We start from the raw sequence: 24,208 nt of genomic DNA on the forward strand, positions 1-24,208 counted from the left end.
TCACCAACCAAGGAGTCGATCATGAAATCAAAAGCCATTGTGTGCGCCATAGCAGCCGCCTCGCTGGGCTTTGCCTCGCTCTCGTTCGCGCAGGGCTATGACGGACGCGGCCCAAGGGGTGAGGCGCCCCGGTATCAGCAGCAAGGCCCTGTGTATGCACCTGCCCAGGGTCATGCGTATGGCCACGGCCCACGCGGCTTTGACCGCCGCGACGTGCGCAATGACCGCCACTTTGACGGCCACGGCCGGCAGTTTTACCGCGGCGCCCGTGTGCCCAATGAATACCGCGGCCGTCACTATGTGGTCAACGACTGGCGCGGCCGCCACCTGCATGCGCCACAGCGCGGCCAGCAGTGGGTGCAGGTCGGCACGGATTACGCGCTGATCGCCATCGCCACCGGTGTGATCGCGCAGCTGGTGCTCAACAATTGATAGCGACCTGATTGCAACCCGGTTCACACCAGCCTGCCTGTTCACACGGGCAGGCTTTTTTTCGACCTTGCGGCGCGCAAGCGCAAAATGGGCTTTATGAAAACACCGAAGAGATTGCAGTCGCTGCTGGAGGAAGGCCTGATCGACACCGTCGTGCGTCAGCTCATGAGCGGCAAGGAGGCGATGGTCTACGTGGTGCGCTGCGGCGACGAAACCCGCTGCGCCAAGGTCTACAAGGACGCGACCGAACGAAGCTTTCGGCAGGCGGTGGACTACACCGAAAACCGCAAGGTCAAGAACACGCGCCAGGCGCGCGCCATGGCCAAGGGCACACGCTTTGGCCGCGAGGCGACCGAGGCTGCCTGGCAAAGCGCCGAGGTCGATGCGCTGTACCGCCTGGCCGCTGCCGGTGTGCGGGTGCCTAAACCCCATAATTTTTGCGATGGTGTTTTGCTGATGGAACTGGTGACGGACGAGCATGGCGACGCAGCGCCGCGATTGAACGACGTGGAGTTCAGCGCCGAAGATGCGCGCCTGCACCACGCCACCCTGCTCAAGGAAGTGGTACGCATGCTGTGCGCCGGCGTCGTGCACGGCGATTTGTCAGAGTTCAATATCCTGCTGGGCGTGACGGACGGCCAGCCTGGCCCGGTCATCATCGATTTGCCGCAGGCAGTCGACGCGGCGGGCAACAACCACGCCGGCCGCATGTTGCTGCGCGACGTGGCCAACCTGCGCGCTTTCTTCGGCCGCTTTGCGCCGGAGTTGCTGCGCACCGATTACGGCAGCGAGATCTGGGATCTGTACCAGCGCGGCGTGCTGCAGCCCGAGACGGCGTTGACGGGCCGCTTCGCGCACAAGACCGGCCCCGTCAACCTGGGCGCGGTGATGGGCGAGATTGACGATGCGCGTGCTGAAGAAGCGGCGCGGCGTCTGCGGATGCAGCAGGTTTAGGGCGCAGCGGCGGGGGCTGCGCGCACACCGCCCAGCGTGATGCGCGTCATCGCATACGCCAGCAGCCCGCAGCCGGCGATCCCCGCGACCATGGGCAGGGCGCTGCCGTCGGCAAACACGCCGACCAGCGCCATCACCACCGCGCCGGTCACAAACTGCAGGGTGCCCATCAGGGCCGATGCGGTGCCGGCGATGGCGCCGTGTTCTTCCAGCGCGAGCACGGCGGTGGTGGGCACCACCAGGCCTAGGAAGCCGTAACCCACCAGCAGCAGCGCAATCATCACGTCCAGCCGCTCTATGCCTGCGATGTTGAGCACCAGAAGCAGCGTCATCACCACCGCGTAGCCGGTGACCGCCACCTTCACGATAGGCTCCAGGCCAAAACGCGCGGCCAGCTTGCCGGTGAACTGCGACACCCCGATGAAGGAGGCTGCATTGACGGCAAAGGCGATGCTGTACTGGCGCGGCGTCAGGCCGTAGTGGTCAATCAGCACAAAAGAAGAATTGGCCAGGTAAGCAAAGAAGCTGGAGATACCGAAGGCGCCGATGAACACCAGGCCCATGAAATGGCGGTCGCGCAGCAGGATGCCGTAGGCGGTGAGTGCGCTGCCGAAACTGCTGTCCACGCGCTGCTCGGGCGGGCGTGTCTCGGGCAGGGTGAAGCCCACCAGCAGCAGCCCGGCGGCAGCGGCCACGGTCACGGCCCAGAACACGCTGCGCCAGCCGAAGGACTCAATCAGGATGCTGCCGGCCAGCGGCGCCAGGATGGGCGAGACGCTGAAGACCAGCATCAGCAAGGACATCAGGCGTGCGGCATCGTGGCCGGTGTGCAGGTCGCGCACGATGGCGCGCGGCACCACCATGCCGGCGCAGGCGCCCAGGCCCTGGATGAAACGCAGCACGACCAGCGTGTGGATGTCGGGCGCCAGCGCGCAGCCGATGCTGCCGGCGGCGAACAGCACCAGGCCGAAGTAGAGCGGCGCCTTGCGGCCGATCATGTCGGACACCGGGCCGTAAATGATTTGCCCTATGCCCAGCGAGATGAAGAAAGCCATCAGGCTGGCCTGCACCGCACCCATGGAGGCGCCCAGCGTCTGCCCGATGGAGGGCAGGGCGGGCAGGTACATGTCGATGGCGAAAGGGCCGATGGCGGACAGCAAACCCAGCACCAGGGCTGCCCGGAAAAAACTTTTGGTCATGGATGGAAGGGGGGAAGTGAAACAGGCCGGTCGTGCATGCAGGTGGCGGACCTGGGCCTCGCACAAAACGGCATGGTGAAAGCCGTCATTGCGAGTGCGTGAGCCTTGCAACACCGGCGAAAAAACCTGCCGCCATTGTCGCCGACCTCGCGCCTGCGTGCTGGCGCCGCGCAAAAACCTGTCAGGACTGACAGGGCCGAAAGAACCTGAAATGTAAGCGGGACACTGCCTTGCTTCAAACTGTAATGAAGCGGAAATACCGGGCTTAACCTGAGTCTTCACCAACAAAGACATGAAGAAAAAGGGAAGCTTTCCGATGCAAAGACGCGAATTTTCTCAAGCAGCCCTGGCTGCGGCTGCGCTGGCCGCGCTGGGCCCTCTCGCGGTGAGCCGCCTGGCCCAGGCCGCGGCCGCACGCGCCGCCGCCGGCATGCCCGCGATGGGCACCAACCTTTCGGGCATGGAATGGGCCAAGCCCGGCTTGCGCGCCAACACCAGTTCGGCGCCCAACCTGCATTTCACCGTGCCGCGCAAGGCCGACGTGGCTTACCTGGCCGCCTGCGGCTTCAGCAAAAACAGGCTGCCCATCCAGTGGGAGCTGCTCCAGCCCATGCTGCATGACACGCAGGCCAATGCCGCCGCAAAGGCCGCTATCGGCAACCCGGGCGTCTTTCATGTGGGGTATGAAAGTTTCATCACCGGCGTGCTCGACGCCCATGCGGCCGCCGGCACGCGCTGCATCATCGACAACCACAACTACGGCCGTTACCAGGACTTCCGCTTCCAGCCCGACGGCTCGGTGATCGGCCTGACCGTGCCGCCCGCGCCCATGCGGCCCTACACCACCGACGCGGTGCAGATCCAGTCGCGGATTTTTTCGCTCGCGGCGGGCGCGACGCTCAAGCCCGCGCACTTCGCCGATTTCTGGACGCGCGCGGCCGCGAAGTGGAAGGACCACCCCGGCTTTGGCGGCTACGGCCTCATGAACGAGCCGCACGACATGCCCAAGCCCGGCGGCGTCATCGCGTCAAACGAAGAAGCGGTGAAGGGCGGTGAAGACCTGACGATCTGGCCGACGTTTGCGCAGGCGGCCGTCCAGGCGATACGCGCGGTCGATCCCATCAACCCGATCTATGTGGCGGGCAACCAGTACGACTCGGCCATGGTGATCGGCACCAAAAACCCGGGCTTTCCGCTAGCGGGCGCCAACCTGGTTTATGAAGTCCATATGTACCTGGACGCCTTCAGCAACGGCGCCTTCTTTGACTACGACACCGAAGTGGCCAAAAACTACAGCGCCGGTTTCGGCTCCGGCCCCATCAAGGCATCGACAGGTGTGGACCGCTTGAAGATCGCCGTCGACTGGGCCAAGGCCAAGGGTGTGAAACTGGCGCTCACCGAAGTCGGCATGCCGATTGACGACCCGCGCTGGGAAGCGATGTTCGCGCAGGTGGCGGTGTACGCCGCGCAATCGGGTTGCGAGCTCTACACCTGGATGGGCGGCAACCACTGGCCCATACGCAACTACGCCATCAACCACGTGCCCGGCTGGCACCAGAGCAAAACGCTGGAGCCGGCGGTATCGGGCGTGTTGAAGGCCGCCATCGGTATTGCGCAGGCAACGCTGTTCGACGACGGGCCGGGCTACGCACCGGTGGGCACACCCTTGACGATCACGGTCTATGCACGCGGCAACCTGGCCCAGCCGGTGGTGCTGACAGTGGCGTCGAACAAGGGCGGCACGTTCAGCAAAACGCGGCTGACCATTCCGGCCGGCGCGAACGGGCAAGACAGCTTTACTTACACGCCTGCGGCCAACCTGGTTGCCACGCTCACCTACATCAGCGATGGGCAACTGGCCGGCCAGTTGCCGCCGCCGCGCAAGGTGTTTTCATTGGCCGACCCGGTGGCTTACGCGGCCACCAGCCTCGCCGACGCGGCGCTGGCCATCATCGCCAAATACAGCGCCTGCAAGTGGGAGCTGGCCGACGGCCACACTGATTACATGCTGGGCGCACCGGCCGCGGCGGGGCAGGTGGTGCGAGCAGTATCGGATTCGGGATATGGCTCCAGCCCGGGCAATGCGATGGAGATGATCAACTGGATCAACAAGGACAACGGCGCGGCGGGGCCGATGTCGCTGCCCGTCATGCGTGTGACCAACGGCAAGAAGAACTCCGACCATTCGGTGCCGGAGTCCTTCGGTTTCTGGTGCAAAAAATCAGCCCGCATGGCAGGGGTGCAGCCCAATCCGCGCAACCGTGTGCCCTACAACATTGAGGATGCGCACTTTGCCATCGCGGCGCTCAGCGTGCCTGCGTCGAACAACACGGGTGTAGCCTTCCAGGCCTCCAAAACGGAAGACCTGCAACTGTCGGAGCTGGGTTTTACCAACGGCCAGCCGCGGGCCAGGTGGATCGATGCCAAGGGGCTGACAGTGCAGTTGCTGGCGCCTTCAAAGCTGGCAGTCAACACGCCGGCGGTGCTGGCCTTGACCTCGGTTGCCGGCACGCAAAAGCTGCGCATCAATTCCGCCGAGCTTGCCAGCGGCGCCGCCACCTTTGCGCCCAGCGCCTTCAGCCAGATGCTGATGGGCTGCGGTTATGTCAGCTACTACCCGCGTGAAGGCTTTCGGGGCAACCTCTACGCGGTGATTGCCGGCAAAGGGGCGCCCACGGCGGCCGAGCTGGCGGTGCTGGAGCGCTACCTGGCCAGCACCGCCGGCATGACGCTCTAGGCCGGCTTTTTCGCCGCCTCCCGCTTGCGCACGGTGGTCACGTTTTCACCGGCGACACCCCAGTTGTCGGTGTCGACCTCATCGATGATTACAAAAGTGGTGGCCGGGTTTTTGTTCAGCACCTTGACCAGCAGGTCGGTGGCGCCTTCAATCAACTGCAGCTTTTGCGCGGGCGTGGCGCCTTCGCGGGTGATGCGGATATTGACATAAGGCATGACAGAAACTCCTCAGGTTGTGGCGTTGTCGCCGGTGGATGAAAAGGGATGGATTACCAGGTACCGGCCGATGCACCGCCGTCTACCGCCAGCACAACACCGGTGGTGAACTGCGCATCCGTCAGGTAGAGCACGGCATCCACGATGTCTTGCGTCACGCCGGTGCTGGCGGTCGGCGCGAGCGTCTTGAAGAAGGCTTTGGTGCCTTCGTCATCGCTGTGCATGGGCGTCGCGATGATGCCGGGCGCCACGGCCGAGACCTTCACGTTCGACGAGGCCAGCTCCAGCGCGAGTGCACGGGTGGCGTTGTTCAGGCCGCCTTTGATCAGCACCGGCAGCAGCGCAGGCACTTTCATCGTGGGCTGCATCGCGATGCTGGCGGTGATCGTCACGATATGGCCTTGCTTGTTGCCGGCCATGTGTTTGGCGGCTTGCTGCGAGGGGTAGAAGAAGCCCTTCAGGTTGGTGCCGACTATGGTTTCCAGGTCGTCTTCGGTGTAGTCGGCCAGCGGCTTGGCGGTAAAGATGCCGGCGTTGTTGACGAGGATGTCGACCTTGCCAAAGCGCGCAATCGCCTCGGCAAACAATTTTTTGGCAGTGCTGGCCTGGGCGATGTCGCCTTCGACGCCGATGAAGTTGGCCGGGTTGCCGAGCTTGGCGGCGGCGGCTTGCAGGCGCGCGGCGGTGCGGGCATTGCCGACCACGTTGTAGCCGCGTTTGAGGTAAGCCTCTGCCAGTGAGAAGCCGATGCCGCTGGATGCGCCGGTGATGACGACGGTTTTGTTGCTGTTGCTCATTTCAGTCATTTCAGTATTCCTTGGTGGGTTAACGAAACGGTGTGGAGTTCACGATGAACGCCTGCGCCGAACCGGGGTGAATGGGTTGTTCGTCTCGGTGAGATGAACTGTATTGATGCGGTCAAAGAAGATAAATACAGGTTTTCTCAAATTACTTGGTACATGGTGTAATGAATAGCTTGATATCCGGCGAAGGAACACCATGAAACGCAACTTCGACGACCTGCTGCTCGGCAGCATTGAGTTGTTTTGCCTGGCGGCCGAACTCAGCAGCTTTACCGCCGCTGCGGCGGCGGCCAGCGTCACCCCGGCGGCCGTGAGCCGCTCCGTCTCGCGGCTGGAAGAAAGGCTGGGCGTGCGCCTTTTTGTGCGCACCACGCGGCAGATCAGGCTGACCGACGCAGGCCGTGTGTACTTCGAGCAGTGCCGACAGGCCTTGTCGCAGCTGGTGGACGCCGAGCGCCTGGTGACGGGCGAGCAGGCCGCGCCGGCCGGGCTGTTGCGCATCAGCATGCCGACGCCTTATGCGCATTACCGCGTGTTGCCTTTGCTGCCGAAATTTCGCAAGCTGTATCCGCAGGTGCAGCTCGACGTGCACCTGAGCAACCGCAACATCGATTTTGCGGACGAGGGCTACGACCTGGCGATACGCGGGCGTGCGCCGGACGACTCCAGCCTGATTGCGCGCAAGCTGGAAGACGCAGAGCTGGTGCTGGCCGCTACGCCTTCATACCTCAAGCGCGCCGGCAAACCGAAGACGCTGGAAGACCTGCAAAAGCACGAATGCATCCAGTTTGAATTGCCCAGCACGGGGCGCAGGATCCCCTGGACGTTTCGGGTCGACGGCAAGGACGTGGATGTGGCAACCCCGGGCAGTTATTGCTGCTCGGAGGATGTGCTGGGTGTTGCGACGCTGGCGCGCAGCGGCGCGGGCCTGGTGCAGACCTACCGCTACATCCTGGAGAAAGATTTGAAGAGCGGCGAGCTGGTGGAGGTAATGCCGCAGTTCGGCGGCAGCTCGCGGCCCTTCATTCTGCTGTACCCGCACGCACGGCATCTGTCATTGCGCGTGCGGACTTTTGTGGAGTTCCTGGTCGAAAACCTGGCGAAGGCCAGGCGTTGACCGGAAAAAACTATTCGACCTTGGCGCCGGAAGCCTTCACCACTTCAGCCATGCGCTTGTAGTCAACCGCCAGCAGCTTGGCGAAGTCGGCGTTGTTCATGGCCAGCGGTTCGATGCCTTGTTTGTCCAGGCGCTCCAGCACCACCGGATCCTTCAACACCTTGGCCATGGCCGCGTTGACACGGTTGATCTCGGCCGCCGGCGTGGCGGCGGGGCCCAGCAGGCCGAACCAAGAATCGAACTGGTAGCCGGGCAGGCCGCTTTCGGCAATGGTCGGCACGTCGGGCAGGTATTTGGAGCGCTTGGGCGAGGTCACGCCGATCAGGCGGATGCGGCTGTCTTTGGCAAAGGCCAGCGCGCCAATGCTGGCCGCGATCACGGCCTGCGCGCGGCCCGAGATCACTTCATTGATGGCCTCGCCCGTGGCCTTGAGCGGCACATGCACCACGTCGATGCCGGCCAGCCCGTTGAAGTAGGCCATGGACAGGTGTGTGGCGCTGCCGACACCCGCCGTGGCGTAGTTCAGCTTGCCGGGGTTGGCCTTGGCGTAGCGGATGTACTCGGCGGCGGTTTTGGCCGGCACGTCGGGGTGGATCATCAGCACATAGTCGGCGGTGCCGATGTGCGCCATGGGCGCGAAGTCTTTTTGCGGGTCGTAGGCCAGCTTGGTGTAGAGCGTGCCGGCAATGTTGTGGCTGGCCGCGCCCAGCACCATGGCGCCGCTGTCGGGCGCCGATTTGGCGACATAGCCTGTGCCCACGGTGCCGCCGGCGCCGGGCCGGTTTTCAATGATGACGGTCTGGCCCAGCGCCACGCCGAGTTCGGTAGACATGGCGCGTGCCAGCAAATCCTGCACGCCGCCCGGCGCGAAAGGCACCACGATGCGTGCGATCTTGGGATTGGCCTGCGCCAGGGCGCCGCCTGCGGCAAGTGCCAGGCCGCTGCCCAGGAAATCTCTGCGTTGCATCATGAATAGTCTTTCGGTGAAGGTGGTGGTTGTTTCAGTGAGGTTCAGTTCACGCAGATCTCATCGGCCAGGCGGCGCATAAAGCGTTCGCACCAGGCGAGTTGATCGAGCGTGACCCATTCATTGGGCTGGTGTGCCTGCGCGATGTGGCCGGGGCCGCACACGATGGTCGGCACACCGACCTGGTGGAACAATGCAGCTTCCGTGCCAAACGAAACCTTGCCCGCGCCCGAGCTGGCATCGACATCCGCACACTTGAAGCACAGCTGCGCGATCTCGCTGTCCGCGTCGGTGGCAAAGCCGGGCAGCACCGAGTTGAGCTTGTGCGTGATGCCGGTATCGGCAGCGACCGCCTGCATGGCCGGGATAAGGCTGTCGGCAAACGCTTTCGCTTCATTGAACAGCTCTACCGGCGAATTCATGTGATGGTGGCGGATCTCCCAGGTCACATCGCAGTCGCGCGGGATGATGTTGAGCGCGGTGCCGCCGGCAATCACGCCGGTGTGAATGGTGGTGTGCGGCACGTCATAGATCGGGTCGAACGGGCCTTCCTTCACCAGGCGCTTGTGCATGGATTTGAGGTTGGCGACAAACTCGCAGGCGATCTCGACCGCGTTGACACCCAGCGGCGTCAGCGACGAATGCGCCTCAAAGCCGCGCACCGAAGTCTTGTAGGCATGCTTGCCCTTGTGCGCAATCACCACCTGCATGCCGGTAGGCTCGCCCACGATGCAGCCGGCGGGTTTGTAACCCTGGTCCACCATGTCGGCGATCAGGCGGCGCACGCCGATGCAGCCGACTTCCTCGTCGTAGCTGAAGGCCAGGTGCACCGGGCGCTTGAGTTTTCGCTTGAGCAGCTCGGGCACCATCATCAGCGCGGTGGCGCCGTAGCTCTTCATGTCGGTCACGCCGCGGCCGTACAGCTTGTCGCCTATGACCTCGGCCTTGAAGGGGTCGGTGTTCCAGGGCTGGCCGTCGACCGGCACCACATCGGTGTGCCCCGACAGCACCAGGCCGCCCACTTTGGTTTCGCCGTTTTCGGCGGGCAGCGTGGCCCACAGGTTGGCTTTCTTGCCGCTGTCGTCGTAGGTGCGCCGGCATTCAATGCCCAGTGCTTCCAGCCGGGCCTGCGTCCAGTCGAGAAGGGGCAGGTTGCTGTCGCGCGAGACAGAAGCAAAAGAGACCCATTTTTCAATCAGCGGCAGGGCGGCCAGGTCGGCGGCCTGTACGGCGCTGCGGGTGGCGGTGGGGAGGGGGGCGTTCATGGTGGGGCCTTTGTGGGGGCGACGGCGGGGACGGGCAAAACAGCAGGCGCAGTCGCAAGAAAATTGTATGACAGCTTACTATTTTGCGCCGCACGGCGCGGGGCGGTGCGCCAAGGGCGCAACGCGGCGAGAATGCATGCGGGCCGCGTGCACTGCGCCGTGCCCGTCCACTCCCCATTTTTCTACCGAAAGCATTCCATGACCAGCAGCATCTACACCACCTCCATCCCCGTTTTCAAGCAGATGCTGGGCGGCCTGAAGGGCGTACTGGCCAAGGCGGAGGCCCACGTTTCCGCCAAAAACATCGACCCGAACGCGCTGTTGCAGGCGCGCCTTTTCCCCGACATGTTCCCCCTGCTGCGCCAGGTGCAGGTGGCCACCGATTTCGCCAAGAGCGTGTCGGCCCGTCTGGCCGGTGTGGAAGTGCCCAAGATCGAAGACAAGGAAACGACGTTTGCCGAACTGCAGGCGCGCATCGACACCATCCTGGCTTTTATCGAAGGGCTGGACGCGGGGAAGTTTGATGACGCAGCCGTGCGCGAGATCGTGACGCAAGCCGGCACGCCCAAGGAAAAGCGTTTTACCGGCCAGTCGTACTTGCTCAACTACGGCCTGCCGCACTTTTTCTTCCACACCACGACGGCGTACGCCATCCTGCGCCACAACGGCGTGGAAGTGGGCAAGAAGGACTACATCGGCACGTATTGAGCCGTCGGCGCGCGGACCGGGCTCGGCTAGTGGCTGCCCGGCGGGCGCCGCCAGAGGGTGGGGTCGGGCAGGTCCTTGTGGGGGCAGCTGTCGCCGCCGTCCAGTTGCCATGAAATGCCGTGCAGCCATTCATTGGCACGCGGCTCAAAACGCATGATGTCGACCATCAGCGCCTTCTGGAATGCGGCCGCGTACGTCAGCATGCGTATGTCCCAGTGTTTCATGATGATGTGCACGTACATGCCTTCGTTGCCCGACGCGCTCGAGGTCATCAGCATCTGGCAATCCAGCCAGTCGGCCGGGATGCCGGCCCGGCGCGCGGTGTCGCGCAGCAGGACCTGGATCAACTGCCGCCGCACCACGATGGGCGAGGTTTCCTCAGGCGGAAGGCTGCGGCCGGAATCGGGTGCCAACGCGGGGGCAGGGTTGGCCTGGTTTTTCACCCCAAACAGCTGTTGTAGTTTCATGGAAGTACCCGGATCGCTTGTTTGCAGCCGCCGGGGCCGGGCATTTGCTGCCGCGGCCGTCGCCTGCATGAATGTTACAAAGTGTTAACAATGTCGGCGATGCGGGCCCTCCGGTCAAGATGGCCGTCCCTCTCAAAGCGGTACTTTTTCATGAAACCCGCGAGCGTTTGACGTCAGGCTTGTAACAATTAGGTACAGATGATCCGGCGGGCTTGGTTGCCCGGTCTGGGGGGGGCTATTCCAGCGCTGAAGCAGGACCAAAAAACTCGTAGCGCGTTTGCGCCGGCGGGATGCCCAGCTCCAGCAGTTGCCTGCGAAGCTGCCGCATAAAGGGCTTGGGACCGAGGAAGTAGGCATCGACATCGCGCGAGGCCGGCAGGTACTGCGCCAGCTGTTCGCTGCTGAGCCGGCCTGTGGCGTGCGGCGCGTCGCTGTCGTCGGTGTGATCGCCGGTGTGTTCGTCGTACACATAAAAGCGTTTGAGCTGCGCGTGTTGGGCCTGGCGCGCATCGACCGCCTCGCGAAACGCATGCACCTTGCGATTGCGTGCGAAGTGGATGAAATGGACCGGCCTGGCGCCTTGCAGTGCAGCGTCCAGCATGGCCAGCGTCGGCGTGATGCCGACGCCGCCGCTGATCAGCACCAGCGGTTTGTCGCTGTCGGCCAGCACAAATTCGCCGGCGGGTGGGAACACGTCCACAACGTCACCTTCGAGCACCCGCTCGTGCAAAAAGCCGGAAGCGATGCCGCCCGTTTCGCGTTTGACGCTGATGCGGTAGTCGCGGCCGTTGGGCGCGGCCGAGAGCGAGTAGTTGCGGCGGATTTCCTCGCCGTCCACCACCAGGCGCAAGCCCAGGTACTGGCCGGGCCGGAAGGCCACGATCGCACCGCCGTCCTCCGGCTGCAGGTAAAAAGAGGTGATCTCGGCGCTTTCAGGCGCCTTGCGCACCACCCGAAAGCGCCGCGCACCGCGCCAGCCGCCGGGCGCGGCTGCGCTGGCGGCGTGGATTTTTTCTTCGGCGCCGATCAGGATGTCGGCCAGCTGCCCGTAGGCCACGCCCCAGGCCGCGATCACCTCGTCGGTCGCGATGCCGGCGCCCAGTACTTCGCGGATCGCCCGCAACAAGCAGGCGCCCACCACCGGGTAGTACTTCGGCTCGATCTGCAGCGAGGCATGTTTGTTGATGATTTGCGAGACCAGCCCGCCCAGCGCCTCCAGCTTGTCGATGTGCCGCGCGTACATCAGCACCCCGTTGGCCAGCGCACGCGGCTGGTCGCCGCTGACCTGGTTGGCCTGGTTGAAGAAGGGGCGCACTTCCGGATGCTCGTCCAGCAGGATTTTGTAGAAGTGCGTGGTCAGCGCTTCCCCGCCGCTTTCGAGCAGCGGAACGGTGGACTTGATGATGGCGCGTTGCGAGTCGGTGAGCATGGCGGGGTTCTTTCACTACAAGGTTGAAGCGGATTGCTGCCTCTTCTTATTCAAGACTTGTGCCACCGGAAAATTCCATATAGATCAACCACTTGTGTTTAAATGAAGTCAAAAAGATTCTCACCTTAACAAGTCAAAATGATCCTGATGGAATCAAAATGATCGAAAACCGCATGATGCAGGCGCTGGTGGCGCTGATTGACGACCTCTCCCGGGAAGTGCCCGACAGCGAGCGTTACCGGCGCCTGCTGGACACCATGCGCGCCTTGCTGCCCTGCGATGCGGCGGCGCTGCTGCGGCTGGAGGGCGACTGGCTGGTGCCGCTGGCCGTCAACGGCCTGAGCAGCGATGCGCTGGGCCGGCGTTTCAAGGTGTCCGAGCACCCGCGCTTTCGCCTGCTGCTGGCCGCCGACGGGCCGACCCGCTTTCCTGTCGATAGCGAGCTGCCCGACCCGTACGACGGCCTGGTCGAGGGCTTGCAGGGGCATCTGGAAGTGCACGATTGCATGGGCTGCCCGGTGCAACTGGGCGAAAGCCACGAAAAGCCTTGGGGCGTGTTGACGATTGACGCGCTGGACCGCGAGCGCTTTTCCAAGGTAGACCTCGGCGACCTGCAGGCCTTTGCCAGCCTGGCGGCCGCGACGGTCAGCGTGGCCGAACGCATTGACCGCCTGGCCTCGCGGGTGGAAGACGAACGCCAGCGCGCCGACACCTGGCGCGCGCTGGCCGGTGAGCACGGGCCGGCCGCGCTCATGGGGCAAAGCGGCGCGCACCAGCGCCTGCTCGAAGAAATCGCCATCGTCGGCAACAGCGAACTCACGGTGCTGGTGACCGGCGAGACCGGCACCGGCAAAGAGCTGGTGGCGCAGGCGCTGCATGCCGCCTCGCCGCGCGCTGCGCGCCCGCTCATCAGCCTGAACTGCGCGGCCCTGCCCGAGACGCTGGTCGAAAGCGAACTCTTCGGCCATGTGCGCGGCGCGTTCTCCGGCGCCGTGGCAGACCGGCGCGGCAAGTTCGAGCTGGCCGACGGCGGCACCTTGTTCCTGGATGAAGTCGGCGAGCTTTCGCTCGCGGTGCAGGCCAAGCTGCTGCGCGTGCTGCAAAACGGCCAGCTGCAGCGCCTGGGCTCCGACCGTGAGCACAAGGTGGATGTGCGTGTGATTGCCGCCACCAACCGCGACCTGGCCGAAGAGGTACGCGCCGGGCGCTACCGGGCGGATTTTTACCACCGCCTCAGCGTCTACCCGCTGGTGGTGCCGCCGCTGCGCGAACGCGGGCACGACGTGCTCTTGCTGGCCGGCTATTTCCTGGAGCAGAACCGCTCGCGCCTCGGCCTGGGCAGCCTGCGGCTGGATGCCGGCGCGCAGGCCGCGCTGCTGGCGCACGGCTGGCCCGGCAATGTGCGTGAGCTGGAGCACCTGATAGGCCGCAGCGCGCTCAAGGCGCTGTCGGGCCTGGCCAGGCGCCCGCGCATCGTCACGTTGACGGCCGTGCACCTGGATTTGCCGGGCAAGGCCGCGGCCGGCAGGGTGCTGCAGGCCGGCGCCGCCGCTGCGGCAGAAGTTGCGTTGCCGATGGACCTGCGCGCCTCCACCGACGCGCACCAGCGCCAACGCATTGAGGCCAGCCTTGCGCGCCACCAGAACAACTGGGCCTCAGCCGCGCGCGAGCTGGGCCTGCACCGGGCCAACCTGGTGCGCCTGGCCCGGCGGCTGGGGCTGCGGGAGCCGTGAAGCGTTGATTCGGGAAATTTAAGGAAAAAGAGGCTGTAGCCAAGGCGGTGACTTGGCCTTTAGCTATTAAATTAATAGCAATTTCCGGGGCGCCAGCGCACCTAGCCGCGCACAAAATACACAAACGTCGTGCGCGGGAAGACGTGCCGGTAAAAAGGCCGCGCAATCACCCGCGCAAGGTTTTTGGGCTGCATCAGGCCTGACGCGCTGTTGAACAGGCGGTACAGCGAGGGGCGCAAAGGCTTCAGGCCGAACTCCTTGCCGAAGGCCACCAGCGACGCATGGCTGAAGGCGTTGATGTGTTCCAGCGGGGCGATTGGCATCTGGTCGTTCACTGAAAGCGCGCCGAAATTTTTCCCCTCGTTGATTTTTTTCAGCGCGCCCACTGCGTTGGGAACGCTGATCTTGATGATGCCGTCGCCCGACAGCGCGTCGCGCAGTTTTTCCAGCACCAGCCGCGGCTCCGTCAGGTGCTCAAAGACCTGCTCGGTGTTGATGAAACGAAAGCGCCGGGCCGGCAGGTCGCCCAGGCCGACGACGCGCAGGCCGGCCGAGCGGCCGTGGCGGGCGCGTTCTTCAGACAGTTCCACGCCCCACACATTGCAGCCGAAGCCCATGGCCATCTTGGACCAGTGCGCCCAGCCGAAGCCGAAGTCCAGCGCATCGAGCTCGCCCGGCGCAAGCCCGAAGTGCTGGATGATGAACTGCACCTGCTCGGCCAGGTAGCGGTATTCGTCCAGGCTGTAGTTGCGGTGCTCGCGCTCCAGCTCGGTCCCCGGCACCCAGCTGTTGTAGATTTCTTCCAGCAGGGCGCCCTCAGGCACCTGCCGCTGAAACACCAGGCTGCATTTGTTGCATCGGGCGAGTGCGTACACACCGCCATCGGCCGCCGCGCCGGCATGGCCTTCGTAGTGCCTGGCCAGGTAGGCCTGCATGCCCTTGCCGGTGTAGGGTTCCTCATACACCACCGACAAAGAGGCCGACAGGCAGGCCGGGCATTGCGTGCGGGTTTTCAGCGCCGACGCGTGCGGGTGCGCCAGGCCCTGGAGCGGCTGCGCCTGGGACTGCGCCTGCACGCCGCCCCTGCGCAGCAGCGAGGCCGGCTCAAGCGGCAGGCGATGGAGTTCAAGTTCCAGGGAACTGGCGGGAAGGTGCATGGAGGTGTCCGGGGAATGCCGCAGAGCGGCGCTGCAAGCACCTTAGCCCGCCGCTGCGGCGCACGGGGTAACCCGCTGTAAGTGTGCGTATCCGGCGCTTACGCCGCTGGGCCGGGCATCACGCCATGCGGCCCTTGTTTTCGACCACCATGCAGCCGGTGATGCGCCAGGCCTTGTTGCCTTGCTGTTGCAGGCTGTAGACCGCCAGCCACGACGTACCCTGCGCGTCGGACATCTGCACGCGCTGGATCACCTGGCCGTCCTTGCCCTCCGGTTTCAGGAAGGCGACGGAGGCGGGCCGGTACACCACCGGGTAGTCGCGGCGCACCATCGCGATAAAGGCATCGGCCGTTCCCACGGCCTTGCGCACATTGGGTGCGGCAAAAGAAAAGGCCTTGGCCGCGTCATCTTTGGCCAACGCGTCCAGCTGGGACTGCACCACGGCGCGCACGTTTTTTTCGTCGGCAGCCGTCAGGGGCGCTGCGCTGGCCGCCATCGCCATGCAGAGCAGCCACAGCGCAATCAAGAGGCGTGTGAGGTGGCGGGCGGGGGAGGCGGTCATGGGGGTCACTCTTTGCGGATGGATGAACACAGGTATTGAAGATACGCGGTGACGCGGCTGCTGGATGTGCGGCCTACAGGAACTCGCCGCGCGCCAGCACCACGACACCGCCGCTGACCCGCATTTCGCCCGCAGCATTGGCCGCGACCGTGATTTTGCTGGGGCGGCCGACAAAGCGGCCCTGCTTGAGCGTGATGGTTTCGGCCATGGCCGCCGCGCGGTGCTGCCGCAGGTAAGCGCCCACCGGACCGGCGGCGCTGCCGGTGGCGATGTCTTCGACCAGCCCGGCGTTGTCCCAGGTGCGGCCTTCGCGCGCCGCCACATCCAGCACGTAGGCAAATTTGGCGCCCACCGTGGCCAGCAGCGCCTCGAAATCAGGGTGCACGATCCTGGCGTGCTCCAGGCCGCCGGCTGCCGGCACCAGCAGGTAGGGCAGGCCGGTCGACACCACCTGCAGCGGAAAACGCACATCCAGTTGCGACTCTTCCAGGTTGAGCGCAGCCAGAAACGGCCGGCTGTCGGCGCGGCTCAGGGCGGGCTGGAAGCTGGCCACGCCCTGGTTCATGCTGGCCTCGTAGGTGCCGGGTTTGCCTTCATGCCGCGTGGTGGTGAGCTGGACGGCGCGCGTGCCCAGCATCAGCGTCCATTCGGCATCGGTTTGCTGCGGTGCCTGCAGGTGATGCAGCAGGCCCGCCGCGCCCAGCAGCGGGTGGCCGGCGAAGTCGAGCTCTTCTTCCATCGTGAAGATGCGCGCCTCAAAACGGGCGCCGGGGCCGTCGGGCGTCAAAAAAATGCTCTCGAACTGCCGCATCTCGATGGTCAGGCGCTGCATCACGCGGGCGGGCAGCGGGCTGTCGGGCAGGAACACCGTCAGGCCGTTGCCGGCCAGCGCTTCATGGGTGAAGACGTCGACCTGGTAGTAGCTGAGGCCGTGCAGGGGAGAGGGGGTCATCAAGGGGCTCCTTCAGCGGATTATCGCGGCGGCGTCCTACCTGTGTATCAGCGCTTGCAGCCCGGGCCGGCGCCGGGACGATGGTACAAAAAGCCATCCCCACTTCTTTTCCGGCCATTCGCCGGCCTCATTCATGGACAGCACCAGCAGCGCCGCGTGGTACGCGCAACTCGCCAAACCGTTCTTTGCACCACCGGCTTCCGTCTTCGGCCCGGTGTGGACGGTGCTCTATGTCGTCATCGCCGTCAGCTTCGGCTATGTGCTGCTGCAAACACTCAAACGCCGTTTGCCTTTCAGCGTGCTGCTGCCCTTCATCCTGAACCTGGTGTTCAACCTGGCCTACACGCCCATCCAGTTCGGCCTGAAGAACAACATGCTGGCCAGCGTGGACATCCTGCTGGTGCTGGGCACGCTGGTGTGGGCCATGGCGGCCATCTGGCGGCGCGTGCGCTGGGTGGCGCTGGCCAACATTCCTTACCTGCTCTGGGTGGCGTTTGCCACCGTGCTGCAGCTCAGCATCACCTGGCTGAACCGTTAATCACCTGGATACGCCCATGCCACCCACCCACACTCACTTGCCGCAACGCCCGCGCATGCTGCCCGCCATCGCACTGATCGCCGCGCTCGCCGTGTTGACCACCTCAGGCTGCGCCGTCTGGCGTATCCGCCAGTCGGCCGAGCTGGCGCGCCAGAGCGAACCCTTTGAAGCCTCTCCCGCCGGCGCCGCCGCCAGCCTGCTGGTGGTGGGCGACAGCACGGCCGTCGGCACCGGGGCGTCGTCGCCGGCCAACAGCGTGGCCGGCCTGATCGGGCAGGCGCACCCGCGGCTGAAGATCACCAACCGCGCCAAAGACGGTGCAAAGTTTGCCGACATCGCGGGGCAACTGAACGCCCTGGGCGACCAGCGGTTTGACGCCATCCTGGTGCTGGGCGGCGGCAACGACGTGATCCGCCTCACACGCTACGAGACGCTGGAGCAGGACATCGCCCGCACCGCCGAGCTGGCGCGCACCCATGCCGGCCTGGTGGTGATGATGCCCAGCGGCAATGTGGGCAATGCGCCCTTTTTCTTTGCGCCGTGGTCGTGGTGGATGACGAAACGCTCGCAGGTCCTGCACGGCTTTGTGCGCGAGGCCGCCAAAGACAACGGCGCGCTGTATGTGAACCTGTACAAGGACAAGGAACAAGACCCCTTTGCCCAGCGGCCGGATGAACTCAACGCCAAGGATGGGCTGCACCCCAGCGATGCGGGCTACCGCCTGTGGTTAAACGAACTCAACCAGCAGGCGGATTTTTCAAACCGGCTGGCGGCTTTGCGCCGCCAAGGCTGAGTTCAGATACCGAGCAGCTTCTTGGCGCCACCCAGCGCTTTCATGGAGTCGTCGTGCTTGCCTTCCTTGTGAAACTTTTCGCCGTCGGCGCGAAGCTCTTTGACTTTGGTCATGTCGGCGGCCGACAGTTTGGGGCTGGTCGCGAGTTTGGCGTCGATCGCCTTCATCTCGTTGGGGCAGTTGTGGGCAAAGGCCAGTGAAGATGTGGCAAGTGCCACGGCGGCGATGAGGAACTTCATGGGAATCTCCGGCACGCGTCAGAAAATGCTGACCTGAAAATACTAGCCCACACGGTGCGGGGCTGCAAGGGCGCTTGCCCGCCCCATGGAGCCACCGCCTAAAATCCCGCATGGCCCCCGGCCTCCCCTGTTTTCTTCCATTCATCCATCCTCACCGGATCACCGCATGTCCCTCCAAGTCATCGAAGCCCAGACGGGCGAGAACCCTGTCGCCACCATCATCATCATGCACGGCCTGGGCGCGGACGGGCGCGACTTCCTGCCGTTTGCCGAGCAGATCGACCTGAGCGGCGTGGGGCCGGTGCGCTGGCTGTTTCCCAATGCGCCGCAGATCCCCGTCACCATCAACGGCGGCTATGTCATGCCCGCCTGGTACGACCTGCTGGGCGCCGACCTGGTGACGCGCCAGGACGAAGCCGGCTTGCGCAAGTCGCAGCTTGAAATCGACGCGCTGATCGAACATGAAAAGTCGCGCGGCATCCCGGCCCGCAAAATTGTGGTGGCGGGCTTTTCGCAAGGCTGCGCCATGGCGCTGATGACGGGCCTGCGCCATCAAGAACGCCTGGCCGGCATTGCCGGGCTGTCGGGCTACCTGCCGCTGGCCGACAAGACGGCTGCCGAGCGCAGCGCCGCCAGCAAAGACACGCCGATCTTTCTGGCCCACGGCACGCACGACGGCGTGGTGATCCTGCCGCGCGCCACCGCCTCGCGCGACGCGCTCACCGCCATGGGCCACCAGGTCGACTGGCATGAATACCGGATGGAGCACTCGGTATGCCCCGAAGAAGTGGCAGATCTTGAAGAATGGCTGCAGCGCGTGCTGGCCTGAGATTTATATAAAAAGTGCCTCCAGCCCAGGATCCGCCTTGGCTTTTAGCTATCAAAAATATAGCAACTTGCCTGCGGATCCTGCGCGGCCGGTTCAGGCCGCTTGCCCGGCCGGCACGCCCCGTGCCATTTTCCGCACGCGCCACAGCAGGAAAAACGCGATGCTGAAGTTCAGCAGGTTCCAGGCAATGCCGTTGACGAACGCCGCCTGGTAGGACCCCGTCAGGTCAAACACCTTGCCCGACATCCAGCCGCCCAGCGCCATGCCCAGCAAGGTGGCCATGATGACGGTGCCCACGCGCGCGCCGGCTTCGGCGGGCTCAAAGTACTCACGCACGATGATGGCGTAGGCCGGCACCAGGCCGCCCTGGAACAGGCCGAACAGCGCCGCAATCAGGTACAGCGACACCAGCCCGTCAAACGGCAGGAACAGCAGCAGCGCGATGCCTTGCAACACCGAGCCCAGCAGCAGCGTGCGCAGCCCGCCGATGCGGTCGCAGATCGCGCCCGACACCAGCCGGCTCACCACGCCGCAGGCCAGCATCAACGACAGCATTTCGGCGCCGCGCGCGGCGCCGTAGCCCAGGTCGGTGCAGTACGAGACGATGTGCACCTGCGGCATGGCCATTGCCACGCAGCAGGCCACACCGGCCACGCACAGCAGCAGCTGCGCCTTGCCCACGCTCAGGCCAAAAGGCATGCTGCTGATCGTCGCCGCGGCGCCGCTGCTTCCCACGGCGGAGGCCACGGCCACAGGCGGGCGTTTGCGCATCAACAGCGCCAGCGCGGTCATCGCCACAAAACTGAACAGGCCCAGGGCCAGGTAGCTTTGCCGCCAGCCGACGGTTTCCACAAAGTGCTGCACGATGGGCGGCCAGATCGCGCCGCCCAGGTAGTTGCCGCTGGCGCACACCGCCACCGCAAAACCGCGCCGGCGCACAAACCACAGCGAGGTGTCGGCCAGCAGCGGCGCAAAGGTGGAGGCCGAGCCCAGAAAGCCGATGAAGAGGCCGTGCGCCAGCGAGAACATCCAGATGTTGCTGGACATGGCCGCCAGCACAAAACCCAGGCCCAGGCCGGCCGCGCCAATCAGCAGCGGCACCATCACGCCGAAGCGGTCGGCCAGCCGGCCCATCAGCACGCCGCCTATCCCGAAGCCGATCATCGAGAGCGTGTAGGGCATGGAGGCGTCGGCGCGCGAGACGCCGAACTCGGCCTGCACCGCGGGCATCACCACGGCCACCACATACATGCCGCTGGCGCCCACGGTCATCAGCGCCAGCGTGACGAGCAGCCGCATCACGGCATAACGCGAGTCGGCGAGTGAAGAGGGATCCGGGGAGGCGGCAGGCGCCGTGGTGGAGGCGGGTGGGCTCATGGGCGCCAAGCGTACACCAGCGCCTTCTGCCTTGCCGATGCGGGCCGGGTTGAGGCCCGAAGGCCGGGAGAGAGCTTAAAGCGGCGAGGGCTGGGTCGACTCGTAGCCGACGGCCGGGCCGGCGTCGCCGCCTTTGCTGAGTTCCTGGTCGCGGATCCTGAACAGGCTTTCAAGGTCTTTCATCGCGTCGTTGTCGGGGGCCGCTGCAGCGCGGGGCGCGGCTGCGGCTTGCGCCGGCGCCTGCATTTGGCCCAGCGCCGCAATGATGGGCGCCGCTGCGGCGGCTGCCGTGGCGGCGCTCATGGGCGCGGGGGCCAGCGCTGCCTGGCGTGCGGTGAATGCTGCGGACGGGGCCATCGGCACAGGCGCAACCGGCGCGGCAGCCGGTGCGGCCATGGGCGACATCCGCGGCGCCACGGGCATAGTCCTGGCCGGGTCGGCCCAGAAGGTTTTCTCGGGCATGGTTTTGTAGGGGCAGGTGTCGGCCACTTCCAGCTGCCATGAAATGCCGTGCAGCCACAGGGAGGCCTGGGGCTCGAAGCGGGTGATTTCCACCATCAGCGCGGTCTGGAAGGCGTGGGCGTAATTCAGCAGCCGGTCGTCCCATTGGCGCACCACCAGCCGCACATACATGCCGGGGCCGCGGCTGCGGCTGGACACCACCATCATCTGGCAGTCGATCCAGCGCGGCGGAATGCCGTATTTGCGCAGCGCATCGCGCAGCAGCACCTGCACCAGCTGGCGGCGGGTGGCGTTGTCCGAGCCGTCTTCAATGGTCAGGGGGTTGTCCCGGCTCGAGACCGGAGGGCGTGTGGACACCGCCTGCCTGGCAGGCCCGCCGAACAGGCTGGCTATCAAATTTTTCATTTTGGGTGCGGGTTCTGACATTTCCTTTGGCCGCGCGCCTCTCAAACTGGGTTGTTTGACGAGGCTGAAGACCAAAAGCCAATGTGTTACTGAATGTTTTTTATCGTCGTTCAGGTCATCAGACAAGTCAAGGTCGTTTCTGCAAGTTCACCCGTTCGCGTCGCTCGCTTTCCACAATCAAAAGACTAAAGTGTGGATTTGTGCATAAAAAAGAGGCGTATGGCCCAAATCCCACCGACGTGCAGGCGGACGCCGCCAGACCCCTTCCGGACTGTGCTGGCAAGCCCCGGGGCGCCAGCGCAAAGCGCCGTGCTGTGATAACTTCCACGCCAATTCAAGACTCTGGGGGAATGACGATATGACCAAGTTGCAGGCGCCTGCGGGCCCGCTACAGGACCGCCTGAAAGCGCTCACCCCGGCCCGGCTCCAGGGCATGCGCCGCGGCATCGAGAAAGAAAGCCTGCGCGCCCAGCCCGGCGGCGGCCTGGCCCTCACGCCGCACCCGGCCGCCCTGGGTTCGGCCCTCACACACCCCAGCATCACCACCGACTTCAGCGAATCGCAGGTCGAGCTGGTGACCGGCGCGCACACCAGCCCCGAAGCCGCCCTGCAGGAGCTGACCGAGCTGCACCAGTTCACCTACAGCACCATGAAGGCGCTGGGCGACGAGATGCTCTGGGTCTCCAGCATGCCCTGCGGCCTGCCGACCGACGAAACCATTCCCATCGCCCGCTTCGGCTCGTCCAACGTCGGGCGCGCCAAGAGCGTCTACCGCATGGGCCTGTCGCACCGCTACGGCCGGCGCATGCAGACGATCTCGGGCATCCACTACAACTGGTCGCTGCCGGGCGTGACCAGCGAGCAGTACTTTGCGCTGATCCGCAATTTCCGCCGCCAGGCGTTTTTGCTGCTGTACCTCTTTGGCGCCTCGCCCGCCGTGTGTTCGTCCTTCGTCGCCGGCCGCCAGCACGAGCTGCAGACCCTGAACAGCGGCACCATGTATATGCCGCACGGCACCTCGCTGCGCATGGGGCGCCTGGGCTACCAGAGCGATGCGCAGGCCTCGCTCGCCGTGAGCTACAACAGCCTGGATGGCTACGGCGGCTCGCTGCAGGACGCGCTGACGCGCCCGTACCCGGCTTACGAGGCCGTCGGCATCCGCAACCCGGGGGGCGACTACAACCAGCTGGCCACCACCTTGCTGCAGATTGAAAACGAGTTCTACGGCACCATCCGCCCCAAACGCGTGATCTTCCCCGGCGAGCGCCCGCTGCATGCGCTGCGCGAGCGCGGTGTTGAATACATCGAAGTGCGCCTGATGGACCTGGACCCGTTCGAGACGGTCGGCATCAACGCGCAGACCATGCGTTTTCTCGATGTGTTTTTGCTGCACTGCCTGCTCAGCGACAGCCCCAGGGACACACCGCAGGAAATCGCCGAGCTCAAGCACAACCAGCACCAGACGGCCGCGCGCGGCCGCGAGCCGGGCCTGAAGCTCAAGCGCGGCGGGCAGGAAGTCACGCTGACCGGCTGGGGCGCCGAAGTCGTCGCCCAGTGCGCGCCCATCGCAGCCGCCCTGGACGCCGCGCACGGCGGCACGCTCTACAGCGACACCCTTACCGCGGCCAGCGCCGCGCTGCTGGATCCGTCGACCTTGCCCTCGGCCCGCGTGCTGGCGGCCATGGCCTCCGGGCACGACAACTCCTTCGTCGGCTTTGCCCGCGCGCAGTCCCTGAAAACGCAAGCCGTCCTGCAGGCCCAGCCGCTGGCGGCAGAGCAGCTTGCGCACTTTGCCACCCTGACGGAAACCTCCATCCAGGAGCAAAAAAAGATCGAAGCCTCGGACACCATGCCGTTTGAGGTCTACCGGCAACAGTACGTGTCGGCTGAGCGCCTGGGCATGCCCGGCCGCGAGGCTGTCGCGATCTGATTCACGACGGTGCGTCGGTTTTAAAAACGGCGCGCTGCTGGTGCGCAGGCGGGGCTAGCACCCACATCGTTGATGTTTGCCGTACACGTTTGGTGCACCGCCTGACGCCGGACTGACATCGGCCGCGCGCGCTGCGCCATGCAGCCAAAGATGAAACCCTGATGACAGAGTGCACACCCTAATTCCGGCGTGAGCGCACTGTTAGCCTTTCTTCAGAGCGCTCCTGCTCTGCACGTCAAAGGCATGTATGAAGCATCTTTCTTTCACCACGCTGGCCCTGTCATGTGCGCTGCCCCTTTTGTTTGCCTGCGCGCCCTTGCAGGCGGCAGAACCTGAACAGCCCGGCGTCGCGTGGCAGCCCACGCTGCAGGCCGGCGCGGCCACGCTGCAGCTCAACGGCGCGGGTGTCCGCACGCAGGGCGTGGGCGGGCTCTACGCCGCGGGCCTTTACCTCGACCAGAAACTCGCCACGCCCGACGCGGTGTGGCGCAATGGCGCTGCCAAACAGCTGCGTGTGGTCATGCTGCGTGATGCCGGCGCCGCCGAGATGGGCGACTTGCTGGCGCGCGGCATGGTAGCCAATGCCAGCGACGAAGAGCTTTCGCGGCTGGCGCCCATGCTGTTTCGCCTCGGCGAAATACTGGGCGGGCAACAACGGCTGGCCGCTGGCGACAGCTTCCAGATCGACTGGCAGCCCGGGCTGGGCACGGCCATCCGCATCAACGGCCAATTGCAGGGCGAGCCCTTTCGCGAACCCGAAGCTTTTGGTGTGATGCTGCGCCTGTGGCTGGGCCCGCAGCCGGCAGACGGCGTGCTGAAAAACGCCTTGCTTGGCCGAGCCGCCTGAGCGTCCATTCCGGTGTCGCGCCGGGCTTATGAATGAAATAGCCCGCCAGCAAAGTATCTGCCTGGGCTGGTAGCTATCAAATCAGGAGCAA

General features: G+C 64.9%; 24 protein-coding genes. 11 read left to right on the plus strand and 13 right to left on the minus strand.

The genetic code is table 11. The annotated features are described in order from the left end of the window. Positions 1-21: 21 nt before the first annotated feature. Positions 22-432, plus strand: coding sequence for an RcnB family protein (locus DT070_RS13225; RefSeq protein WP_122955819.1), 411 nt, complete (start codon positions 22-24; stop codon positions 430-432). A gap of 96 nt (positions 433-528) precedes the next feature. Beyond that, a complete protein-coding gene (locus tag DT070_RS13230; protein WP_122957396.1) occupies positions 529-1,386 on the plus strand; it encodes a PA4780 family RIO1-like protein kinase in 858 nt (285 codons plus the stop codon). Here DT070_RS13230 and DT070_RS13235 read toward each other — a convergent pair. After that, positions 1,383-2,585 carry a multidrug effflux MFS transporter gene (locus DT070_RS13235; RefSeq protein ID WP_122955820.1) on the minus strand — a complete coding sequence of 401 codons (1,203 nt, stop codon included), beginning with the start codon at positions 2,583-2,585 and terminating at the stop codon, positions 1,383-1,385. The two genes, DT070_RS13230 and DT070_RS13235, sit on opposite strands and share 4 nt — an antisense overlap. Before the next feature lie 316 nt (positions 2,586-2,901). On the opposite strand from DT070_RS13235, the gene DT070_RS13240 reads away from it, so the two are divergent. Then, complete coding sequence (locus DT070_RS13240; RefSeq protein WP_122957397.1) at positions 2,902-5,322, plus strand: cellulase family glycosylhydrolase; 2,421 nt, start codon at positions 2,902-2,904, stop codon at positions 5,320-5,322. Here the strand turns inward: DT070_RS13240 and DT070_RS13245 are convergent. Then, positions 5,319-5,537 carry a 2-hydroxymuconate tautomerase family protein gene (locus DT070_RS13245; RefSeq protein ID WP_122955821.1) on the minus strand — a complete coding sequence of 73 codons (219 nt, stop codon included), beginning with the start codon at positions 5,535-5,537 and terminating at the stop codon, positions 5,319-5,321. The two genes, DT070_RS13240 and DT070_RS13245, sit on opposite strands and share 4 nt — an antisense overlap. A gap of 53 nt (positions 5,538-5,590) precedes the next feature. After that, positions 5,591-6,334: an SDR family NAD(P)-dependent oxidoreductase gene (locus DT070_RS13250; RefSeq protein ID WP_122957398.1), complete on the minus strand. Its 744-nt coding sequence runs from the start codon at positions 6,332-6,334 to the stop codon at positions 5,591-5,593. A 202-nt stretch (positions 6,335-6,536) separates the two neighbouring features. On the opposite strand from DT070_RS13250, the gene DT070_RS13255 reads away from it, so the two are divergent. Then, on the plus strand, positions 6,537-7,457 hold the full coding sequence (locus tag DT070_RS13255) for a LysR family transcriptional regulator (RefSeq protein ID WP_122955822.1): 921 nt from the start codon (positions 6,537-6,539) through the stop codon (positions 7,455-7,457). A 10-nt stretch (positions 7,458-7,467) separates the two neighbouring features. Here DT070_RS13255 and DT070_RS13260 read toward each other — a convergent pair whose 3' ends face one another. Both DT070_RS13260 and argE read right to left on the minus strand, forming a co-directional pair. Further along, a complete protein-coding gene (locus tag DT070_RS13260; RefSeq protein ID WP_122955823.1) occupies positions 7,468-8,427 on the minus strand; it encodes a tripartite tricarboxylate transporter substrate binding protein in 960 nt (319 codons plus the stop codon). A 41-nt stretch (positions 8,428-8,468) separates the two neighbouring features. Continuing rightward, positions 8,469-9,689, minus strand: a complete 1,221-nt coding sequence (argE, locus tag DT070_RS13265) for an acetylornithine deacetylase (RefSeq protein WP_122955824.1) — start codon at positions 9,687-9,689, stop codon at positions 8,469-8,471. Between the two features lie 198 nt (positions 9,690-9,887). Between argE and DT070_RS13270 the strand changes: the two genes are divergently transcribed. Beyond that, complete coding sequence (locus tag DT070_RS13270) at positions 9,888-10,397, plus strand: DUF1993 family protein (RefSeq protein ID WP_122955825.1); 510 nt, start codon at positions 9,888-9,890, stop codon at positions 10,395-10,397. A gap of 26 nt (positions 10,398-10,423) precedes the next feature. On the opposite strand, the gene DT070_RS13275 is transcribed toward DT070_RS13270, so the two are convergent. Further along, positions 10,424-10,864, minus strand: coding sequence for a hypothetical protein (locus DT070_RS13275; protein WP_153976366.1), 441 nt, complete (start codon positions 10,862-10,864; stop codon positions 10,424-10,426). A 235-nt stretch (positions 10,865-11,099) separates the two neighbouring features. Continuing rightward, positions 11,100-12,293, minus strand: a complete 1,194-nt coding sequence (gene hmpA / locus DT070_RS13280; RefSeq protein ID WP_122955827.1) for an NO-inducible flavohemoprotein — start codon at positions 12,291-12,293, stop codon at positions 11,100-11,102. A gap of 158 nt (positions 12,294-12,451) precedes the next feature. On the opposite strand from hmpA, the gene norR reads away from it, so the two are divergent. Next, positions 12,452-14,026, plus strand: a complete 1,575-nt coding sequence (gene norR, locus DT070_RS13285) for a nitric oxide reductase transcriptional regulator NorR (RefSeq protein WP_122955828.1) — start codon at positions 12,452-12,454, stop codon at positions 14,024-14,026. Positions 14,027-14,127: 101 nt separating this feature from the next. Here norR and DT070_RS13290 read toward each other — a convergent pair whose 3' ends face one another. The 3 genes from DT070_RS13290 to DT070_RS13300 all read right to left on the minus strand — a co-directional run bounded on the left by DT070_RS13290 (position 14,128) and on the right by DT070_RS13300 (position 16,697). Beyond that, positions 14,128-15,183 carry a bifunctional 2-polyprenyl-6-hydroxyphenol methylase/3-demethylubiquinol 3-O-methyltransferase UbiG gene (locus DT070_RS13290; protein ID WP_122955829.1) on the minus strand — a complete coding sequence of 352 codons (1,056 nt, stop codon included), beginning with the start codon at positions 15,181-15,183 and terminating at the stop codon, positions 14,128-14,130. 118 nt (positions 15,184-15,301) lie between these two features. Continuing rightward, positions 15,302-15,745, minus strand: a complete 444-nt coding sequence (locus DT070_RS13295; RefSeq protein ID WP_122955830.1) for a DUF4864 domain-containing protein — start codon at positions 15,743-15,745, stop codon at positions 15,302-15,304. A 73-nt stretch (positions 15,746-15,818) separates the two neighbouring features. Next, positions 15,819-16,697 carry a PhzF family phenazine biosynthesis protein gene (locus tag DT070_RS13300; protein WP_122955831.1) on the minus strand — a complete coding sequence of 293 codons (879 nt, stop codon included), beginning with the start codon at positions 16,695-16,697 and terminating at the stop codon, positions 15,819-15,821. 133 nt (positions 16,698-16,830) lie between these two features. Here DT070_RS13300 and DT070_RS13305 point away from each other — a divergent pair, with 133 nt between their 5' ends. Both DT070_RS13305 and DT070_RS13310 read left to right on the plus strand, forming a co-directional pair. Next, positions 16,831-17,235, plus strand: a complete 405-nt coding sequence (locus tag DT070_RS13305) for a TspO/MBR family protein (RefSeq protein WP_122955832.1) — start codon at positions 16,831-16,833, stop codon at positions 17,233-17,235. A 16-nt stretch (positions 17,236-17,251) separates the two neighbouring features. Then, positions 17,252-18,028 carry a GDSL-type esterase/lipase family protein gene (locus tag DT070_RS13310; protein WP_164483756.1) on the plus strand — a complete coding sequence of 259 codons (777 nt, stop codon included), beginning with the start codon at positions 17,252-17,254 and terminating at the stop codon, positions 18,026-18,028. Between the two features lie 2 nt (positions 18,029-18,030). Here DT070_RS13310 and DT070_RS13315 read toward each other — a convergent pair whose 3' ends face one another. Continuing rightward, the gene (locus DT070_RS13315) at positions 18,031-18,267 is read right to left on the minus strand and encodes a hypothetical protein (RefSeq protein ID WP_122955834.1); all 237 of its coding nucleotides are present in this window, start codon (positions 18,265-18,267) and stop codon (positions 18,031-18,033) included. A 166-nt stretch (positions 18,268-18,433) separates the two neighbouring features. On the opposite strand from DT070_RS13315, the gene DT070_RS13320 reads away from it, so the two are divergent. Continuing rightward, entirely contained in the window at positions 18,434-19,096 is a 663-nt protein-coding gene (locus DT070_RS13320) for an alpha/beta hydrolase (RefSeq protein ID WP_122955835.1), read from the plus strand. 93 nt (positions 19,097-19,189) lie between these two features. Here the strand turns inward: DT070_RS13320 and DT070_RS13325 are convergent, their stop codons facing one another. Together DT070_RS13325 and DT070_RS21510 are read right to left on the minus strand one after the other, a co-directional pair. Then, positions 19,190-20,473, minus strand: a complete 1,284-nt coding sequence (locus DT070_RS13325) for an MFS transporter (RefSeq protein WP_122955836.1) — start codon at positions 20,471-20,473, stop codon at positions 19,190-19,192. 75 nt (positions 20,474-20,548) lie between these two features. After that, positions 20,549-21,340 (minus strand): hypothetical protein, encoded by a 792-nt coding sequence (locus tag DT070_RS21510; protein WP_194965919.1) that lies wholly within the window; start codon positions 21,338-21,340, stop codon positions 20,549-20,551. A 358-nt stretch (positions 21,341-21,698) separates the two neighbouring features. Between DT070_RS21510 and gshA the strand changes: the two genes are divergently transcribed. After that, positions 21,699-23,270, plus strand: coding sequence for a glutamate--cysteine ligase (gshA, locus tag DT070_RS13335; protein WP_122955837.1), 1,572 nt, complete (start codon positions 21,699-21,701; stop codon positions 23,268-23,270). Positions 23,271-23,517: 247 nt separating this feature from the next. Next, entirely contained in the window at positions 23,518-24,117 is a 600-nt protein-coding gene (locus tag DT070_RS13340) for a chalcone isomerase family protein (protein WP_122955838.1), read from the plus strand. The last annotated feature ends 91 nt before the right edge of the window (positions 24,118-24,208 follow it).

It is taken from the genome of Polaromonas sp. SP1 (assembly GCF_003711205.1).
Taxonomy (GTDB): Bacteria; Pseudomonadota; Gammaproteobacteria; order Burkholderiales; family Burkholderiaceae_C; genus Polaromonas.

Coding starts and splice junctions, on each gene's coding strand:
- DT070_RS13225 (WP_122955819.1), top strand. CDS start 22: ATGAAATCAAAAGCCATTGTGTGCGCCATAGCAGCCGCCTCGCTGGGC.
- DT070_RS13230 (WP_122957396.1), top strand. CDS start 529: ATGAAAACACCGAAGAGATTGCAGTCGCTGCTGGAGGAAGGCCTGATC.
- DT070_RS13235 (WP_122955820.1), bottom strand. CDS start 2,585: ATGACCAAAAGTTTTTTCCGGGCAGCCCTGGTGCTGGGTTTGCTGTCC.
- DT070_RS13240 (WP_122957397.1), top strand. CDS start 2,902: ATGCAAAGACGCGAATTTTCTCAAGCAGCCCTGGCTGCGGCTGCGCTG.
- DT070_RS13245 (WP_122955821.1), bottom strand. CDS start 5,537: ATGCCTTATGTCAATATCCGCATCACCCGCGAAGGCGCCACGCCCGCG.
- DT070_RS13250 (WP_122957398.1), bottom strand. CDS start 6,334: ATGAGCAACAGCAACAAAACCGTCGTCATCACCGGCGCATCCAGCGGC.
- DT070_RS13255 (WP_122955822.1), top strand. CDS start 6,537: ATGAAACGCAACTTCGACGACCTGCTGCTCGGCAGCATTGAGTTGTTT.
- DT070_RS13260 (WP_122955823.1), bottom strand. CDS start 8,427: ATGATGCAACGCAGAGATTTCCTGGGCAGCGGCCTGGCACTTGCCGCA.
- argE (WP_122955824.1), bottom strand. CDS start 9,689: ATGAACGCCCCCCTCCCCACCGCCACCCGCAGCGCCGTACAGGCCGCC.
- DT070_RS13270 (WP_122955825.1), top strand. CDS start 9,888: ATGACCAGCAGCATCTACACCACCTCCATCCCCGTTTTCAAGCAGATG.
- DT070_RS13275 (WP_153976366.1), bottom strand. CDS start 10,864: ATGAAACTACAACAGCTGTTTGGGGTGAAAAACCAGGCCAACCCTGCC.
- hmpA (WP_122955827.1), bottom strand. CDS start 12,293: ATGCTCACCGACTCGCAACGCGCCATCATCAAGTCCACCGTTCCGCTG.
- norR (WP_122955828.1), top strand. CDS start 12,452: ATGATCGAAAACCGCATGATGCAGGCGCTGGTGGCGCTGATTGACGAC.
- DT070_RS13290 (WP_122955829.1), bottom strand. CDS start 15,183: ATGCACCTTCCCGCCAGTTCCCTGGAACTTGAACTCCATCGCCTGCCG.
- DT070_RS13295 (WP_122955830.1), bottom strand. CDS start 15,745: ATGACCGCCTCCCCCGCCCGCCACCTCACACGCCTCTTGATTGCGCTG.
- DT070_RS13300 (WP_122955831.1), bottom strand. CDS start 16,697: ATGACCCCCTCTCCCCTGCACGGCCTCAGCTACTACCAGGTCGACGTC.
- DT070_RS13305 (WP_122955832.1), top strand. CDS start 16,831: ATGGACAGCACCAGCAGCGCCGCGTGGTACGCGCAACTCGCCAAACCG.
- DT070_RS13310 (WP_164483756.1), top strand. CDS start 17,252: ATGCCACCCACCCACACTCACTTGCCGCAACGCCCGCGCATGCTGCCC.
- DT070_RS13315 (WP_122955834.1), bottom strand. CDS start 18,267: ATGAAGTTCCTCATCGCCGCCGTGGCACTTGCCACATCTTCACTGGCC.
- DT070_RS13320 (WP_122955835.1), top strand. CDS start 18,434: ATGTCCCTCCAAGTCATCGAAGCCCAGACGGGCGAGAACCCTGTCGCC.
- DT070_RS13325 (WP_122955836.1), bottom strand. CDS start 20,473: ATGAGCCCACCCGCCTCCACCACGGCGCCTGCCGCCTCCCCGGATCCC.
- DT070_RS21510 (WP_194965919.1), bottom strand. CDS start 21,340: ATGAAAAATTTGATAGCCAGCCTGTTCGGCGGGCCTGCCAGGCAGGCG.
- gshA (WP_122955837.1), top strand. CDS start 21,699: ATGACCAAGTTGCAGGCGCCTGCGGGCCCGCTACAGGACCGCCTGAAA.
- DT070_RS13340 (WP_122955838.1), top strand. CDS start 23,518: ATGAAGCATCTTTCTTTCACCACGCTGGCCCTGTCATGTGCGCTGCCC.